A 15,353-nucleotide genomic window follows, 5' to 3' on the forward strand; every position below is an offset into this window, starting at 1 on the left:
ATACTCACTAATAATAACACAGATATCCCTGACTTGAAAACAACAAATATCATTATATAAAATAATTTTGCTGCCTGATTTCTAACTCTTCAATAATAGAAATAGCTTCTTCTACTGCCAAGTGGTTCACATCGTCCGAAATAACGCTATTATCACCATACATTGCATTCGCCCATTTGTAATAAGCATTGACCCAAACATCCACTTCTTTTGGTTCTAATTCAAAAGGATAAAGCATAAATAAATGTTGTTGGATGATTCCCAGTACCTGCTCTAATAGGCTTGGATTGCTATGTTCAAGCAATTCCGCAAGTCCCGCAAAAAGCGCTTCCGCAAACTTGTTATCTGCGAGCATCGGCACAAGGCTCGGATTAAAAGTACCTTCCTTATCTACTTTTCGGACTTTCAATTCTTCGTTTATTTCTTTTTCCTGCATTAATTCAAAAATCATCGACTGCACAAACGGCGAAAAACTATCATCCGCTAGAAAATCTCTAAACGCTGGCAAAAAAGCATCAATTTCTAAAAATCGTGCTTCTTGTAAAAACTCCAATTGCTCCGCTGTTTGCCAAGTTGCAAATTCACGAATATCTTTTCTCGGGATAAATTGTTTCGGAAATGGAATAACGTTATCAGCAACTTCTTCTGTCGCTTCCTTTTTTTCTTCTTCCATATAATGCCGAACTAACGTGAAGTATGTATCCATATTATCTTCTTTCATAAAAGTTACAGATAGTTCGCCAAGTATATCCTTATGGTAGCCATTCATCGTCAAAAAGTTTTGACCCATTTCTTGCGCTTTCTTCGTCTTATCCGTCTGATTATAAAATTGAATTAACTTATGTACAATTTCCTCGTTGCAAGGTTCTTGATGATACGCATTTTCCAAATAATGTAGCGTACTCATTTTTTCTTCTTCAGACAACGAGGTAATCCCTTTTTCCAGAAATTTTTTAACGCTCATTGGAAAAAAAGCACCACTATCACTCATCGTTTTATCTCCTTTTATTTGAAAAAGCTTTATTTATACTAACTGGGTTTACCCATATTGTTAAAATTCTAACCATTTCCAGTGTGAAAATGATGATTTGGTTCATTCTACTTGTTATCGTCTAGTTCTGTCAAGTGGCTATAATGGTACTTTTTTGCGAAAAATCGGTTGGAATAAGCTTGGTTTCGCTCCAACTTTTTTATTTAAAGACAAAAAGAAAGACCTCGATTTTATACCGAAGTCTTTCACTATTCGAGTGGCTTTAGTTATTCACTGTATTCTGTTAAAACTTCTTGGTATACATCTTGATATATTTCTTCGATTTCGCCGCCTTCTTCTGCTTTCGTCCCGTCATCTAAGAATAATTCATTTTCAGCTAATTCCTCCACCGGGAATTTACTTATAACTGCATTTGATAGAATATAATTGTCTCCATCTGGATTTTTTTCTAAAAATAACGTGTATTCTCCGCCTTTTTCCATATTTTTATATCCGTCGATTGTTAAGTCATATTCTTTGCCATCCACAGTAACGTTTTCTACGCTATATTCCATTACTTTAATTACCATGTTCTCTTTTAATTTGCCTGTTTCGTCTTTTTCGATACTCTTGATTTGCACTTCGCTCATTGTGTAAAAATCTGTTGGAAAAATATTTTCTTTAGTTTCTTTTGTAACCGTAGCTTTTTCAGATTTTTTAGTTACCTTGACGATAATTGGTGCATCTTTTTCTAGATCATCGATGTTTTCCGCAAGTTCAAGATACTTCCCATGATAGGAAACGACTCCGTTATTTGGTTTTACTTGTTCGGATTCCGTTTGTACTGTTGCTGGTTCTTCTTTTACAGTTTCGTTATTGGAACAGGCAGTTAAGACACTTAGACTTACTAAGCCGGTAATAATGATAAGTTTTGTTTTCATTTTTTAATCCTCCTTTTTATTTATACATTGCTTTAATCCCGTTGTAATCATCTGTTTGTGGCTTCGTTTTATTGATAAAGCCTTTATCCAGCATAATCGCATTTCTAGTTTTTACATGTCCTAAGCCAAAGCCGTGGCCAAATTCATGGATAACCGTTTCAATTTTTTGATTGTTCGATAGTGAGCGAAAACCTTTATAAAGAGTAATTTCATTCTTTACGACTAATTTATTGGATTTATAGTAGGTTGTATTGCAGACAGCAAGCACATCCCCTTTGTTCGTTGCTGAACTACTGACGGTAAAATTAGGTTTCACATCGTTTCCCATACTAACTGTGTTTAAATACGGTGAAGGATTCCACGCTTTTGCTCCATTAATAATAACACTCTTAAAACCTTTCGCGGATCCATTAATATAAATCTTAAAGTTTTTCGCGCTCGCTTTTGTCATGACATAGCCTTTCTTCGTATATGCGTTTGCATTAGTTGGTATGAATAACGCAACTAATACCATACAAATAAGAAACCCTACTAACGTTTTTTTCCTCATGTTGTTCTCTCCTTTTTTATATTTTTCACACGTTTTGTGTGCATTAACCCTAAATGTTTCCCTTAAAATTAATTTTGTTTAGCTAGCTAACTTTATCCCGTGTCAACTTATTCATAAAAGAAATTCAATTCGCACATTAAAATCTCACTCAAGATAACTGCATTTTTGTGAGAAAGCCTAACAGTACCTTTTTCTATGTTGCTGTAGCCAGATGTGTACTTATATCCCATCCGCCTCGCAATGAAGGCTTGGGTAATTCCCCGTTCCAATCGTAAGTCTCGAATTTTGGCCGTATTGATTTTTCTGCTGTCTACTGTTTTCATGTCATCTTCTCCTTATCTACACATTTTGAGTTGTTAATACAATATTAACAACTCAAAAAGAGTATGTCAATCGTAAAATAATACGTTCTGTGTTAAAATATAGCTAAATTGAGTAAGATGTTGTATAATCAAACAAAAAGGAGTGAAATCATGCCAAAATTAAGTAATAGACTCACGCTACTTCGAGAAAAACAAGGATGGTCAAAAGCTGAAACTGCTAGAAGACTCGGTTTAGCTGCACCTTCTACATATGGCAACTGGGAATATGGTATTCGTGAACCAGATTTAGAAATGGTGACACAAATAGCTACTCTTTACGATGTTAGTGTTGATTATTTACTTGGACAACAAAGTGTTCCGATGTATGTCCCTAGTGAACTCCAAAATGAAAAAGATATCGGGAAAAGAATGACAAAAATTAGCGAAGATTTAAAATATGAAGATGATTTAAATTTAGATGGACAGCCGCTAAATGAGTCCGCGGCAAATTTCTTAGCAGATTCTATTGATTTTCTTTATGAACAAGCCAAGAAATTAAATGATTAATCCAGCTCGCTCGTTTAACTTTTAGCATTTTTGGGAATAATTAATGGAGTCAAACTAAAAAGCTAAAGGGGGAGTTTCATTTGTCAGAATGGTACTTCAAAAAGAACGAACAAAAAGTTGGGCCTTTTACGAATGTTGAGATGATTGCTTTTTATAGAAAGCAGGAAATTAACGATCATACATTGGTTCAAAAATCCCCTCATCCAGAGTGGGTTGCATTTAAGCAAACAGAATTGCATCAACATACTGGGAATCACGGGAACTCAGACCTCAAGATTGGCAACCTCTTCTCTGCTGTTTTTAAAAAGCATTCCAAAGAAGAAGGCGAAAAAGTCTTTATTGCTGGGACCAAGTATACAACGCCAGCAACGAGCGATATTCCGCACACTTGGCCACATCCTTGGGTATTCTCCAGAGTTTTCTTAGTATTAATCGTCACGTATTTTTTACTTCTAGCTTGTACATATTTGTTTGAAAATAGTAATACAATACCTGGACTTATGGTTATTGGTTCCTTCGCAGTTCCGTTTTCTGTCTTATTATTCTTTTTCGAAACGAATGCTCCTCGGAACATCAGCGTTTTCGATGTTGTGAAGATGTTCTTCATCGGTGGAGTCGCGGCGCTTGTTGCAACACTCGTTATTTACTCCATTATTCCAGTTGGGAAATTAAATTACTTTAATGCCCTTTTGGTTGGTTTTATTGAAGAAACTGGGAAAATGATTATTGTTGCTCTGTTTATTCGTTCGTTAAACTCGAAGTATATTTTAAACGGTTTACTTATCGGTGCAGCTGTTGGCGCTGGATTTGCTGCTTTTGAATCACTTGGTTATGCGTTTAACTATAGTGTCGATGCAGCATTCTTATTCAAAGATATTCATATTGCTGGTGAAACAATGATGAATGTTATCTTTAGCCGTGGTTGGCAGTCTATCGGTGGCCATGTTGTCTGGGCCGCAATTACTGGTGCTGCTCTTGTTATCGCTAAAGGAGATCAAAAGCTTGGAATGCACCACATTTTCACAGGTACGTTTTGGAAATGGTTTATTATTCCAATCGCATTACATTTCGCTTGGGATTGCCCGTTCAATCCACTTCCAGCAATCGCGTTTAAACAAATTGTCTTAATCGTTGTTGTTTGGTTCGTTATCTTGCGTCTAATTAGTAAAGGATTGAAACAAGTTTCCGTCATTTCGGCCGCGAGTAAAGCAGCTAAATAATTAAAAGAGTCCTAAGAAAATTTCTTAGGGCTTATTTTTTTATCAAAAACCAGCTAAATAAAGCTTGGAAACTTGATTCTAATATGGACATATCCGCATTTTCATGTAAAATAGAAGTATTATCTTATTAGCAGAGGGGTCATAGAAATGCGCGAATCTTTGAAAAATAGCAAGAGATTAGTTATTAAGGTTGGTACAAGTACATTGATGTATGGAAATGGCCACATTAATTTACGTACCATTGAAAAATTAGCGATGGTTTTATCCGATTTACGCAATGAAGGAAAAGAAGTTATCCTTGTTTCTTCTGGCGCGATTGGAGTTGGCTGTCATAAATTGCAACTTCCAGTACGTCCTACAAGTATTCCTGACCTTCAAGCAGTAGCTTCTGTTGGTCAAAGTGAATTAATGCATATTTATAGTAAATTTTTTGGTGAATATGGGCAAATAGTTGGACAGGTGCTGCTTACTCGTGATGTGACTGACTTCCCTATTAGCCGCGAAAATGTTATGAATACTCTAGATAGCCTTCTTGGTCGTGGTATTATTCCGATTGTAAATGAAAATGATACGGTTGCTGTTGAAGAACTGGAGCATGTAACTAAATACGGCGATAATGACCTTCTTTCAGCAATTGTAGCTAAACTCGTTCAAGCAGATTTGCTGATTATGCTTTCTGATATCGATGGCTTTTACGAAAGTAATCCGACAACCGATCCAAATGCAGTTATGTTCTCTGAAATCAATCAAATCACGCCTGAAATCGAAGCACTTGCTGGAGGTCGAGGTTCTGAATTTGGAACTGGCGGAATGTTAACCAAGCTTTCTGCAGCCTCGTATTGCATGGCTTCTAACCAAAAAATGATTTTAACAAACGGCAAAAATCCAACCGTTATTTTCAATATTATGCAAGGTGAACAAGTTGGAACGTTATTCGCTAGTAAAGAGGAGGAATTTTCACATGACTGAACTGATAAAAAAAGGTAGTGCCGCCAAAGAAGCCGCCCAATTTTTAGCACAGGCAACAACGAAACAAAAAAATGAAGCCTTACTGAATCTAAGCAATGATTTACTTGCACACACTGCGACACTTTTACAAGAAAATGAAAAAGATATCGTTCGCGCCCGGGAAAAAGGCACACCGGAAACGATGATTGATCGCCTTCGTTTAACAGAAGAGCGAATTAAAGAGATTTCAGATGCAGTTAAACAAGTAGTCGCGTTGAAAGATCCGATTGGCGAAGTAACGAATATGTGGAAAAATGAAGCGGAATTGACTATCGGAAAAACGAGAGTTCCACTTGGCGTCATAGGGATTATCTACGAATCCAGACCAAATGTTACAGTCGATGCTTCAGTTCTTTGCTTTAAAACGGGGAATGCGGTGATTTTACGTGGTGGTAGTGATGCGATAGACTCTAATAAAGCGCTTATGTCTGTTATTCAATATTCGATTGAAGCATCTGGTTTCCCTCGTTCTAGCGTACAACTAATTGAAGATACTTCTCGTGAAACGGCGCGCGATATGATGCGTTTGAATCGCTTTTTAGATGTCCTTATCCCTCGTGGTGGCGCAAGATTAATTCAAACCGTACTTGAAAATGCTACTGTTCCTGTAATTGAAACTGGTACTGGTAATTGCCATATTTACGTGGATAAAGCAGCAGAAAAGCAAATGGCAATCGATATTTTAGTCAATGCCAAATGCTCACGCCCTTCTGTTTGTAATTCCGCAGAAACGCTACTTATTCATAAAGATGTTGCACAAGAATTTCTTCCAGCGATGGAAACGGCTTTAAAAGAATATCATGTGGAACTTCGTGCTGACGAGCGTGCACGTGATATTCTAACAGAGTCTAAAGCTGCAACTGAATCCGATTGGGAAGATGAATTTTTAGATTTCATTTTGGCGGTTAAAGTGGTCGATTCAGTGGATGAAGCAATCAATCATATTAATAAATATGGCACGAAGCATTCCGAGGCAATCATTTCTAATGACTATGCAACCGGCCAAGCTTTCCATCAAAAAGTAGATGCTGCAGCAGTTTATATCAATGCTTCTACTCGTTTCACGGATGGCTTTGCAATGGGATTCGGCGCTGAAATTGGTATTAGTACGCAAAAACTTCATGCGCGCGGACCAATGGGCTTAACTGAACTTACATCAACAAAATATATTATTTTCGGAGACGGTCAAATCCGTAATTAAAAAGAAGGTAGCCTAATTATGGCTACCTTCTTTTTATATTCAACCAATCAATCACATCTTGAAAAACTGTTTCTTTACATAATTCATTCACAAGTTCATGACGCGCATTTTCATAAATTTTATACGTCACATCCTCTACCCCAGCTTTTTCTAGCGCTAAGGCGATTTTAGGCGTATCTTTTCCGAAATGGCCAACCGGATCAGCGCTTCCTGAGAGCAGCAATATTGGCAAGTCTTTCGGAACACTTTCCACGGTTTCTTTCTGCTGACTCACTTTTATTGATTCAAAGAGATTGTGGAAAAATCCGCTCGTTCCAACAACGGGACCACAAAACGGATCTTGTTCATACGCTTTATAAATAGCCACATCGCGCGTTAGCCAACTGAAATTATGATTTTCATTAAACGGACGATTATAACCCCAAAAAGCTAATTTATTTAGAAAGCCGCTTCTTTTCCTATCATCTTTTTTCACGCGTTGTTTCGTTACAATTTGTCCCATTTTTAGTAAAGCGGTTGGTTGTAAGCCAGTGCCGCTGAGGATTACGCCATCTACTTGATGTTTCGCCATAAAAGTTCGAATGATAAAACTTCCCATACTGTGCGCAAAAATAAAATATGGCAAATCTGGATAATTTTCTTTTAAATATGTTCGAACTACGCCTTCATCTTCTATCATATTTTTAAAACCAGTTTCACCGTCTAAATGACCTAAAGTAGCTTCATCCACAGCTGATTTTCCGAAGCCACGATGATCATCGGCTACGGCAATATAACCCGCTTGGTTCAAACGTTTTGCGAATAAATCATATCTAGCTCCGTGTTCTGCCATCCCATGAACAATTTGAACTACACCTACTGGGTTTTCCACCTCATCCCAAATATGTAAATGTAAATCTAGCCCATCTAGAGCTTTTAATTTCATTTGTTTGTACATGTGTCTCCCTCCCATTTCATCTTATTATTAGTATACCACCAGAGCCTGATTTTCACTCTTTACTAAGCTTTAATTAGGACTTTTGTATAACTAGTTAAAAAGTTACAGTTCCAACTATTCATTTATCGCAAGTAGATTGTTCACATAATCACAATATGCTATAATAGTCCCATAAGGAGATGACACACATGGATAACTGTTTAGCGCAATTACAAATGTATGATTATTTACTAAAAAAATATCGTAACAAAGAGGTTTTTCCTGAGACGAGAATGATTGTTGAAATCGATGGAAAACTTTGGACTGGTGACTTCCTGCAACTAGATGATTGTCATATTATTGAGATTGATTGGGAAGATACACGTTTTACAAGAATTGAACGTACAAAAGACGCTATCAATGATGAATTTAATGAAAAAGTAACGAACTCCAATGTGAATGTAAGTGAAAATCGCATTGATTCAAAAATTGGTAGTCTAAAAAATATTGAAATTTTATATCAAGAAATTGGTAATTTTGTTCGCCAAGTAGAAAGCAATACAACTACTTTAAAACCATTGCTTTACAACGCTTACTGTTTAGATACACGGGTTAAATTACCGTTCTTAGACATTAGCAAAAAAGAAATGACGTTAGTATCTTTAACTAATTAAACGAAAACCCGCGAAATGGCAGTTTCGCGGGATTTTTATGTAGTTTGCTCGATATGTTTAATTGTTTTTCCGGCTAATTGTTTTAATTCCACTCCAAGAAACGGTGGCAAAATAGTTATCTCATCCAACTTATCTAATTCAATCCATTTAAAATTTAACTCGTACGGCATCTCCTCGTTTTGGCCAAATGCTTCTGTTTTCGTGAATGTTGCTAATTCAGGCAGCTCACTATCCGGCCAAAGATTCACACAATAATAAAACTCAATACTATCCACTTCTTCTCCTCGATACAAAAAGCGATTTTCAGCAACTATTTTTAAATCACCAATGCTTACTTCTTCCCCAAGCTCTTCTTTCATTTCCCGCTTTAAGCCATCTTTCGTCAATTCATTTTCTACTGCGCCACCTGGAAGCGTCCAGTAATTTCCACCTTGGTTGGAGTGAAGTAAAATTTTGTTTTGGTGCGTGATAATTGCTGCTGTTCTAACATGTTTCATTACCATCCCTCCTTCTTTTTTATTTTAGCATAAATAAAGTGGTTGCGCTTTCAAGTTATTTATAGTATAGTAATGGCGAACAACTTGTATATACAAGTTTAAAAGGAGGAAGTTTTATGGTCGACTATAAAAAGGATGCAAGCACTCTTTTAGAATTAATTGGTGGCAAGGAAAATATTTCATCTGTCACACACTGTGCTACAAGAATGCGTTTTGTTTTGCAAGATCCAGACAATGCCGATATTCCGGCAATTGAAGACATTCCAGCAGTAAAAGGGACATTTACACAAGCTGGACAATTTCAAGTAATTATAGGTAATGATGTAGCTATTTTTTATAATGAATTTTCCAAAATTAGCGGTGTGGAAGGCGTAAATAAGGATGATGCCAAAGCAGATGCGAAGAAAAATATGAGTTTATTGCAACGTTTGCTTGCTGGATTGGCTGAAATTTTTACACCGTTAATTCCCGCAATTGTTGTTGGTGGTCTTATTCTTGGTTTCCGTAACGTTATTGGGGATATTAAGTTTTTAGAAGATGGTACGAAAACAATTGTAGATGTTTATCCATTTTGGGCGGGTGTTTATAGTTTCTTGTGGCTTATTGGTGAGGCTGTATTCCACTTCCTACCTGTTGGGATTACATGGTCGATTGCGAAAAAAATGGGAACCACACAAATTCTTGGGATTGTCCTTGGTTTAACACTAGTTTCCCCGCAACTGCTAAATGCTTATAGTGTGGTGGAAACAAAAGCTGGCGATATTCCAGTTTGGGATTTTGGGTTTGCTCAAGTACAAATGATTGGTTATCAGGCACAAGTCATTCCAGCAATTATGGCCGGCTTCTTATTAGCCTATCTGGAAATCTGGTTACGTAAATTTATTCCAAATGCAATTTCAATGATTTTTGTTCCATTCTTTGCTCTCGTTCCTACCGTTCTAGCGGCTCACGTTATCCTCGGACCTATTGGTTGGAAAATTGGCGACGCGATTTCGAATGTTGTTTATGCTGGTTTAACTGGCGGACTTAGTTGGTTATTCGCTGCTTTATTTGGTTTCTTATATGCCCCGCTCGTTGTCACGGGACTGCATCATATGACAAATGCCATCGATTTACAGTTAATGAGTCAATTCGATGGAACCAACCTTTGGCCTATGATTGCTTTATCTAACATTGCTCAAGGTTCGGCTGTTTTAGCAATTATCTTTTTACACCGTGGTAATGAAAAAGAAGAACAAGTTTCGATTCCTGCAACTATTTCTTGTTATTTAGGTGTAACGGAACCTGCGATGTTTGGTATTAATTTGAAATACTTATATCCTTTCGTGGCTGCCATGATTGGTTCGGCGATTGCTGCCGTTGTTTCTGTATCAAGTGGCGTTATGGCGAACTCAATTGGAGTCGGTGGTTTACCGGGCATTCTCTCCATCAACCCTAAATACTATGCAGTTTTTGCCTTATGTATGCTAATTACTATCGTTGTTCCGTTCATTCTAACTGTATTATTCCGCAAATATAATATTTTAAACAAAGTAGATACTGCACCGATTCGTACTTTTGGTAAAAAAGAATATCGTGAATCTGCGAAAACTACCAACTAAAAAGTGAGGCTTCTCTTATGACAAAGTTTGCTCAAAAAACAATTTATCAAGTGTATCCAAGATCCTTTTACGATACGACTGGCAATGGTACTGGGGATATTCCTGGTATCACTGCTAAGCTTGATTACTTACAAAAACTCGGAATTGAGATGATTTGGCTTAATCCATTTTATCCTTCTCCGCAAAATGATAATGGGTATGATATCGCTGATTATACAGCGGTAGATCCTTTATTTGGTACGATGGACGATGTCACTACGCTTATCAATGAAGCAAAAAAAAGAAATATTGGCATTATGATTGACTTAGTATTAAATCATACTTCTACAGAACATCCTTGGTTTAAAAAGGCATTAGCCGGCGATCCATTTTACCGTGACTTTTACTATTTCCGCCAAGCAAAAGCAGATGGTTCTCCCCCAACGAACTGGGAATCCAAGTTTGGTGGTAGTGCTTGGGAAAAATTGCCAGATTCCTCGGAGTATTACATGCATTTATACGACATTACTCAAGCAGATTTAGATTGGGCAAACCCGAATGTACGCGAGGCACTATTTGATGTCGTCAATTTTTGGATTGAAAAAGGGGTCGAAGGTTTTCGTTTAGATGTTTTAAATGTCATTGCGAAGCCAAAATTTCTGGAAGATGATTTCGAAGGTGATGGTCGTCGTTTCTATACGGACGGGCCAGGGATTCACACTTATTTGAAAGAGTTGAATGAACGAACTTTTGGTGATAAGCCGATTATTACGGTTGGTGAAATGTCATCTACTGATATTGACAATTGTATCCGTTATAGTAAGCCAGATGAAAAAGAATTGTCGATGGTGTTCCATTTCCATCACTTGAAAGTAGATTATCCTAATGGCGAAAAATGGCGTTTGGCCGATGTGAATTTTGCTAACTTAAAAGCCATTTTCCATACATGGCAAGTAGCGATGTCGGAGGAAAATGGCTGGGATGCGCTTTTCTGGAATAACCATGATCAACCAAGAGCTCTTGGGCGTTTTGCAACTGATCAGCCAGAACATTATTATCATTCTGCCACCTTACTTGGTGCGACAATTCATTTCATGCGTGGAACACCCTTTGTTTATATGGGTGAAGAAATCGGTATGATGAATCCTAAGTTTGAGACAATTGATGATTATGTCGATGTAGAAACGCTCAACCATTTTGATATTTTACAAAAAAATGGGCTTAGCGAACAAGAGGTAATGGAGGTTATTAAAGAGCGTTCGCGTGATAATAGTCGGACACCGATGCAATGGGATGACTCAGAAAATGCTGGCTTCACAACAGGCACACCTTGGATAAAAGTAGCTGACAATGCAAACGAAATTAATGTGCAAACAGCCATATCCGATAAATCGAGTATTTTCTATTTCTATCAAAAATTAATTGCCTTGCGGAAAGAGCATCCCGTGATCCAAACAGGCGATTACACGCCATATCTAACGGAAGAAGATTCCATTATCGCTTATAAACGTTCCAACGCGACTACTTCCCTGCTCGCCATTCATCACTTTGGTTCAACAGCGAAAAAAATACAACTTCCAACTGAATTTTTAAATGCTAGCGTCTTATTATCCAATTACGGACGCCAAGCAATCAGTTCTGAAATAGAATTAGCACCTTATGAAACGTTAACTTTAATTCAATAAAAAAAGCCCGAGATTCGTTTCTCGGGTTTTTTAGCGTCTTCTCGCAAAATCAATAAAACGGAATTTATCCAATCGGTGGCGTGATTCTGTGTATTGAAACAGTGTCGTGTCTTTTAAAAACACGGTACTTTTCACGACAACGACATGCGTATCACCGTGTAGCGCTAAGTATTTTTTATCTTCAGCATTCAGCGGCTCAACTGTAATTTCTTTTTGAGCATAGCTGATTTCATAGCCTTTTTCATTTTCTAAGTATTGGTAAAGCGAATCTTCTAAAACCTCATTCGCGATTGGCTCCGTCTTATCTAGCAAGTAATCATAATCCAAAATGGTTGCCTCTTCTTCTAAATAGCGCACTCTCAGAATCGCCAAGCACGTTGAACCATGTGGAAGACCAGCGAAATCGGCAATTCGATCTGGCAAGGTCGTACGTTCATTTCGAATAACTTTTGTTGTTGCATTCATATGTTCCGATTTTTGTAGTTCTTTAAAACTAGTTAATCCAGAAACTGGAAAAGAATAACGTTCCCGGTCAATGACAACAGATCCTTTGCCTTGGAGCTTTTGAATACAGCCGTTTTCAAGCAATAAAACCAGTGCTTTTCTGATAGTTTCACGGGATACCGAAAAACGCTTAGCCAGGACATTTTCACTTGGAAGTAGTGTGCCTGCTGGATAAACGCCAGATGTGATATCTTGCTCTAATTCTAAATATATGTCGAAAAACTTATTTTTCTTATTCAAATTTACTCACCCACCGCTATTGTAGCACATTTACCCTTAATTGTAACCGAAATTTGCTAACCCGCTTTATTACCAAAATCAGCTAAAATTTGGTACACTGATAGTAGTAAGGTTTGCACTTGTGTTTTGATTTAAGAGGAGGTATTTTTTTATGACTAAAGTTATTTTAACTATTTTTGCAATTATCGTTCCAGCGTTTCTCGGATTTATACTTGCTTATCAAATCTATAAGAAAAAAACTGCCACTTATATGCCACTTAAAAATGAGTTTGTACACTGGGCAAAGTAAGCGCGAATTAGGGAGGGAAACAAGTTGAAAAAAACAGAAAGTGAAAAACCGCTTGTCATCAAAATTGTTATTAGCGTTCTTGTAGGTTTATTTTTACTTAATTTAATGCCATTTTTAGCGATTTTCGGCTAATTACTTTTACTTAAAAAAGGCTTGAAGCTGCTTATTTTTTATGGTATATTGTAAATTGTGTTGAAATGAATAGCAATTTTTTATGGTGAGACAATTAATGACAATATGTCAGTTAATGCTTTTTTAATAAAAAGACTCCAGAGTGCCTTTTTAGAGGTGTTCTTGGGTCTTTTTTTGTGTGGAAAGGAGAAATGGATATGAAAAATAAAACTGGTTGGAACATCGCAAAAATCATTACGGGGGCGCTTATTTTCTCGCTCGCTGTCAATATTTTTGCCATCCCGAATAATTTAGGAGAAGGCGGCGTTACTGGGCTAACGATGATGCTTTATTACTTGCTCGGCTGGACTCCCGCTGTCACTACTTTTATTTTTAACGGTATTTTACTAATAATTGGTTACAAGTTTCTTGATCGTATGACGATTGTTTGGACGATTGTCGCTATTAGTTTCACTTCGATATTTTTACATTTTTCTGAGCCGCTTGCTTTTGTGGCAAACCAAACTATTATTGCCGCGATTTTTGCTGGATTAATGATGGGCGTTGGAATGGGGCTAATTATGAACGGTGGCGGAACCACAGCTGGTAGTGCGATTTTAGCGAAAATTGCTAATAAATACCTTGGCTGGAATACGAGTTATGCCCTGCTATTCTTTGATTTACTAGTCGTGATCCCTTCTGTGTTTGTAATCGGATTTGAAAATATGTTGCTGACAGTCGTTTCGCTTTATATTTCGACTAAAGTACTTGATTTCATTTTGGAAGGTTATAATCCTAAGAAATCTGTTACGATTATTTCGGACTATTATGAAGAAATTGCTACGGAAATTGATGCGAAATTGGAACGTGGTATTACCCTTTTCAACGGTCAAGGTTTCTATATGCGTCAAGATAAAAAAATCCTTTATATCGTGATTAGTCGCGATCAACTACTACCGCTTACAAAAATCGTCAATAAATATGATGAGAAAGCGTTCTTTATTATTAATGATGTTCAAAGTGTAGTTGGTGAAGGTTTTACAAAACAAATTACAAGTGAATAATGTCGTTTAGCTAAAGTTATGTTACAATAATGTGGAAATTATTTTTAATGTAAGTGAGGCGTCCTTATGAAAATTTCTAAACCGGCTTATTTGGTTTTGCTTGTTGTTGGCTTGGTTTTTGTTTTTCTAGGACTATCTAATATCGGAATCTCTATCTTTTGGGATTTTAGCGACTTAGAGAATTTGATGGTTGGCGGTTTGCTAATTATCATCGGACTCATCACACTTAGAATTCGATATTCATTTAAAAAAAGAGGATAGAAAAGCACTGCAATCATCATTTGCAGTGCTTTTCTTCTGTTAAAAAATTACGTTTTCTTGAATAACGTCTAATTTTTTAATAATAATATAACGATTTTGCATGGTAATGACGCCTTCTTTTTTGAGCTGTTGGAAAATTCGGTTCACACTGCTCGCAGAATTAATCCCGCAAAAATGACCAATTTCTTCATTGCTCACTAGGAAATCAATTAAATATTGGTCTTCCGCTATTTCCACTCCGAAAAGTGTATAGAGTTCATAGAGTTGCGTACAAATCGCGCCTAGTTTCCCGTTCATCAACATTTGTTGCATTTTTTTTATTGATTGCAAAAGCCTAGTCCGGTAATAATCTTTGACATAAATTTGCAAATCCACATCACGGTTCACATCTTTCCAAAATCTCACCCGGTCAACTTGATACAGTTCTGCCGTATCAGACTCCACACGAATATTAAACGGCGCATTGGCAAACTGGGAATACTCATCTTTTAACAGCGAGATAATATCCATTTTATTAATGTAGTTTAAGTTAAACTCCCTACCATCCCTTGAAATAATACTCGTTTTGATAATCCCTTTTTTAAGTATGTACACATAAGAATCTTCAAGCCCCTCGTAAGTTAAATATTTACGTTTTCCCCTTGTAATAACTGGAAAATCATTTGTGCTTACATAATTATTAAGAATATTGTGCTTCATGTTCTTAACCTCCTTTTTGTCCTTCCAGTTAAAGCATATTAATCATACAAAATACTATTCCCTATTTTTTCAAC

18 protein-coding genes are annotated in these 15,353 nt (G+C 36.8%); 10 read left to right on the forward strand and 8 right to left on the reverse strand.

Annotation, left to right across the window (positions count from 1 at the left end):
- Window positions 1-52 precede the first annotated feature (52 nt).
- The 4 genes from HCJ55_RS07560 to HCJ55_RS07575 form a co-directional block, all read right to left on the reverse strand.
- Entirely contained in the window at window positions 53-991 is a 939-nt protein-coding gene (locus HCJ55_RS07560) for a hypothetical protein (RefSeq protein WP_185502127.1), read from the reverse strand.
- A gap of 266 nt (window positions 992-1,257) precedes the next feature.
- A complete protein-coding gene (locus tag HCJ55_RS07565) occupies window positions 1,258-1,911 on the reverse strand; it encodes a hypothetical protein (protein WP_185506781.1) in 654 nt (217 codons plus the stop codon).
- A 16-nt stretch (window positions 1,912-1,927) separates the two neighbouring features.
- Entirely contained in the window at window positions 1,928-2,461 is a 534-nt protein-coding gene (locus HCJ55_RS07570; RefSeq protein WP_185517632.1) for a matrixin family metalloprotease, read from the reverse strand.
- A gap of 107 nt (window positions 2,462-2,568) precedes the next feature.
- Entirely contained in the window at window positions 2,569-2,784 is a 216-nt protein-coding gene (locus HCJ55_RS07575) for a helix-turn-helix domain-containing protein (RefSeq protein WP_003736439.1), read from the reverse strand.
- A 150-nt stretch (window positions 2,785-2,934) separates the two neighbouring features.
- Here HCJ55_RS07575 and HCJ55_RS07580 point away from each other — a divergent pair, with 150 nt between their 5' ends.
- The 4 genes from HCJ55_RS07580 to HCJ55_RS07595 all read left to right on the forward strand — a co-directional run bounded on the left by HCJ55_RS07580 (window position 2,935) and on the right by HCJ55_RS07595 (window position 6,759).
- Window positions 2,935-3,330, forward strand: a complete 396-nt coding sequence (locus HCJ55_RS07580; protein ID WP_185502124.1) for a helix-turn-helix domain-containing protein — start codon at window positions 2,935-2,937, stop codon at window positions 3,328-3,330.
- An 80-nt stretch (window positions 3,331-3,410) separates the two neighbouring features.
- Complete coding sequence (locus tag HCJ55_RS07585; protein ID WP_185502123.1) at window positions 3,411-4,550, forward strand: PrsW family glutamic-type intramembrane protease; 1,140 nt, start codon at window positions 3,411-3,413, stop codon at window positions 4,548-4,550.
- Between the two features lie 147 nt (window positions 4,551-4,697).
- Window positions 4,698-5,519 carry a glutamate 5-kinase gene (gene proB, locus HCJ55_RS07590; RefSeq protein WP_185517634.1) on the forward strand — a complete coding sequence of 274 codons (822 nt, stop codon included), beginning with the start codon at window positions 4,698-4,700 and terminating at the stop codon, window positions 5,517-5,519.
- Entirely contained in the window at window positions 5,512-6,759 is a 1,248-nt protein-coding gene (locus tag HCJ55_RS07595; RefSeq protein ID WP_185517636.1) for a glutamate-5-semialdehyde dehydrogenase, read from the forward strand. The genes proB and HCJ55_RS07595 overlap by 8 nt, the downstream gene beginning before the upstream one ends.
- A gap of 22 nt (window positions 6,760-6,781) precedes the next feature.
- Here HCJ55_RS07595 and HCJ55_RS07600 read toward each other — a convergent pair whose 3' ends face one another.
- Window positions 6,782-7,696, reverse strand: a complete 915-nt coding sequence (locus HCJ55_RS07600) for an alpha/beta fold hydrolase (RefSeq protein ID WP_185517638.1) — start codon at window positions 7,694-7,696, stop codon at window positions 6,782-6,784.
- A 188-nt stretch (window positions 7,697-7,884) separates the two neighbouring features.
- Between HCJ55_RS07600 and HCJ55_RS07605 the strand changes: the two genes are divergently transcribed.
- Entirely contained in the window at window positions 7,885-8,349 is a 465-nt protein-coding gene (locus HCJ55_RS07605) for a hypothetical protein (protein WP_185517640.1), read from the forward strand.
- 35 nt (window positions 8,350-8,384) lie between these two features.
- Here HCJ55_RS07605 and HCJ55_RS07610 read toward each other — a convergent pair whose 3' ends face one another.
- Window positions 8,385-8,846, reverse strand: a complete 462-nt coding sequence (locus tag HCJ55_RS07610; RefSeq protein ID WP_185517642.1) for an NUDIX hydrolase — start codon at window positions 8,844-8,846, stop codon at window positions 8,385-8,387.
- Between the two features lie 116 nt (window positions 8,847-8,962).
- Here HCJ55_RS07610 and treP point away from each other — a divergent pair, with 116 nt between their 5' ends.
- Window positions 8,963-10,447 carry a PTS system trehalose-specific EIIBC component gene (treP, locus tag HCJ55_RS07615; RefSeq protein ID WP_008947628.1) on the forward strand — a complete coding sequence of 495 codons (1,485 nt, stop codon included), beginning with the start codon at window positions 8,963-8,965 and terminating at the stop codon, window positions 10,445-10,447.
- 17 nt (window positions 10,448-10,464) lie between these two features.
- Window positions 10,465-12,111, forward strand: coding sequence for an alpha,alpha-phosphotrehalase (gene treC / locus HCJ55_RS07620; RefSeq protein ID WP_185517644.1), 1,647 nt, complete (start codon window positions 10,465-10,467; stop codon window positions 12,109-12,111).
- Between the two features lie 30 nt (window positions 12,112-12,141).
- Here the strand turns inward: treC and treR are convergent, their stop codons facing one another.
- Window positions 12,142-12,855, reverse strand: coding sequence for a trehalose operon repressor (gene treR, locus HCJ55_RS07625; RefSeq protein ID WP_008947626.1), 714 nt, complete (start codon window positions 12,853-12,855; stop codon window positions 12,142-12,144).
- Window positions 12,856-13,006: 151 nt separating this feature from the next.
- On the opposite strand from treR, the gene HCJ55_RS07630 reads away from it, so the two are divergent.
- From HCJ55_RS07630 to HCJ55_RS07640, 3 genes are all read left to right on the forward strand, one after another.
- Window positions 13,007-13,144 (forward strand): hypothetical protein, encoded by a 138-nt coding sequence (locus tag HCJ55_RS07630; protein ID WP_003723553.1) that lies wholly within the window; start codon window positions 13,007-13,009, stop codon window positions 13,142-13,144.
- Window positions 13,145-13,473: 329 nt separating this feature from the next.
- Window positions 13,474-14,319: a YitT family protein gene (locus HCJ55_RS07635; protein WP_185502118.1), complete on the forward strand. Its 846-nt coding sequence runs from the start codon at window positions 13,474-13,476 to the stop codon at window positions 14,317-14,319.
- 66 nt (window positions 14,320-14,385) lie between these two features.
- The gene (locus tag HCJ55_RS07640) at window positions 14,386-14,580 is read left to right on the forward strand and encodes a hypothetical protein (RefSeq protein ID WP_003723550.1); all 195 of its coding nucleotides are present in this window, start codon (window positions 14,386-14,388) and stop codon (window positions 14,578-14,580) included.
- Window positions 14,581-14,619: 39 nt separating this feature from the next.
- On the opposite strand, the gene HCJ55_RS07645 is transcribed toward HCJ55_RS07640, so the two are convergent.
- Entirely contained in the window at window positions 14,620-15,279 is a 660-nt protein-coding gene (locus HCJ55_RS07645; protein ID WP_008947624.1) for a Crp/Fnr family transcriptional regulator, read from the reverse strand.
- Between the last annotated feature and the right edge of the window lie 74 nt (window positions 15,280-15,353).

The sequence above is a fragment of the Listeria marthii genome (assembly GCF_014227425.1).
GTDB lineage: Bacteria > Bacillota > Bacilli > Lactobacillales > Listeriaceae > Listeria > Listeria marthii.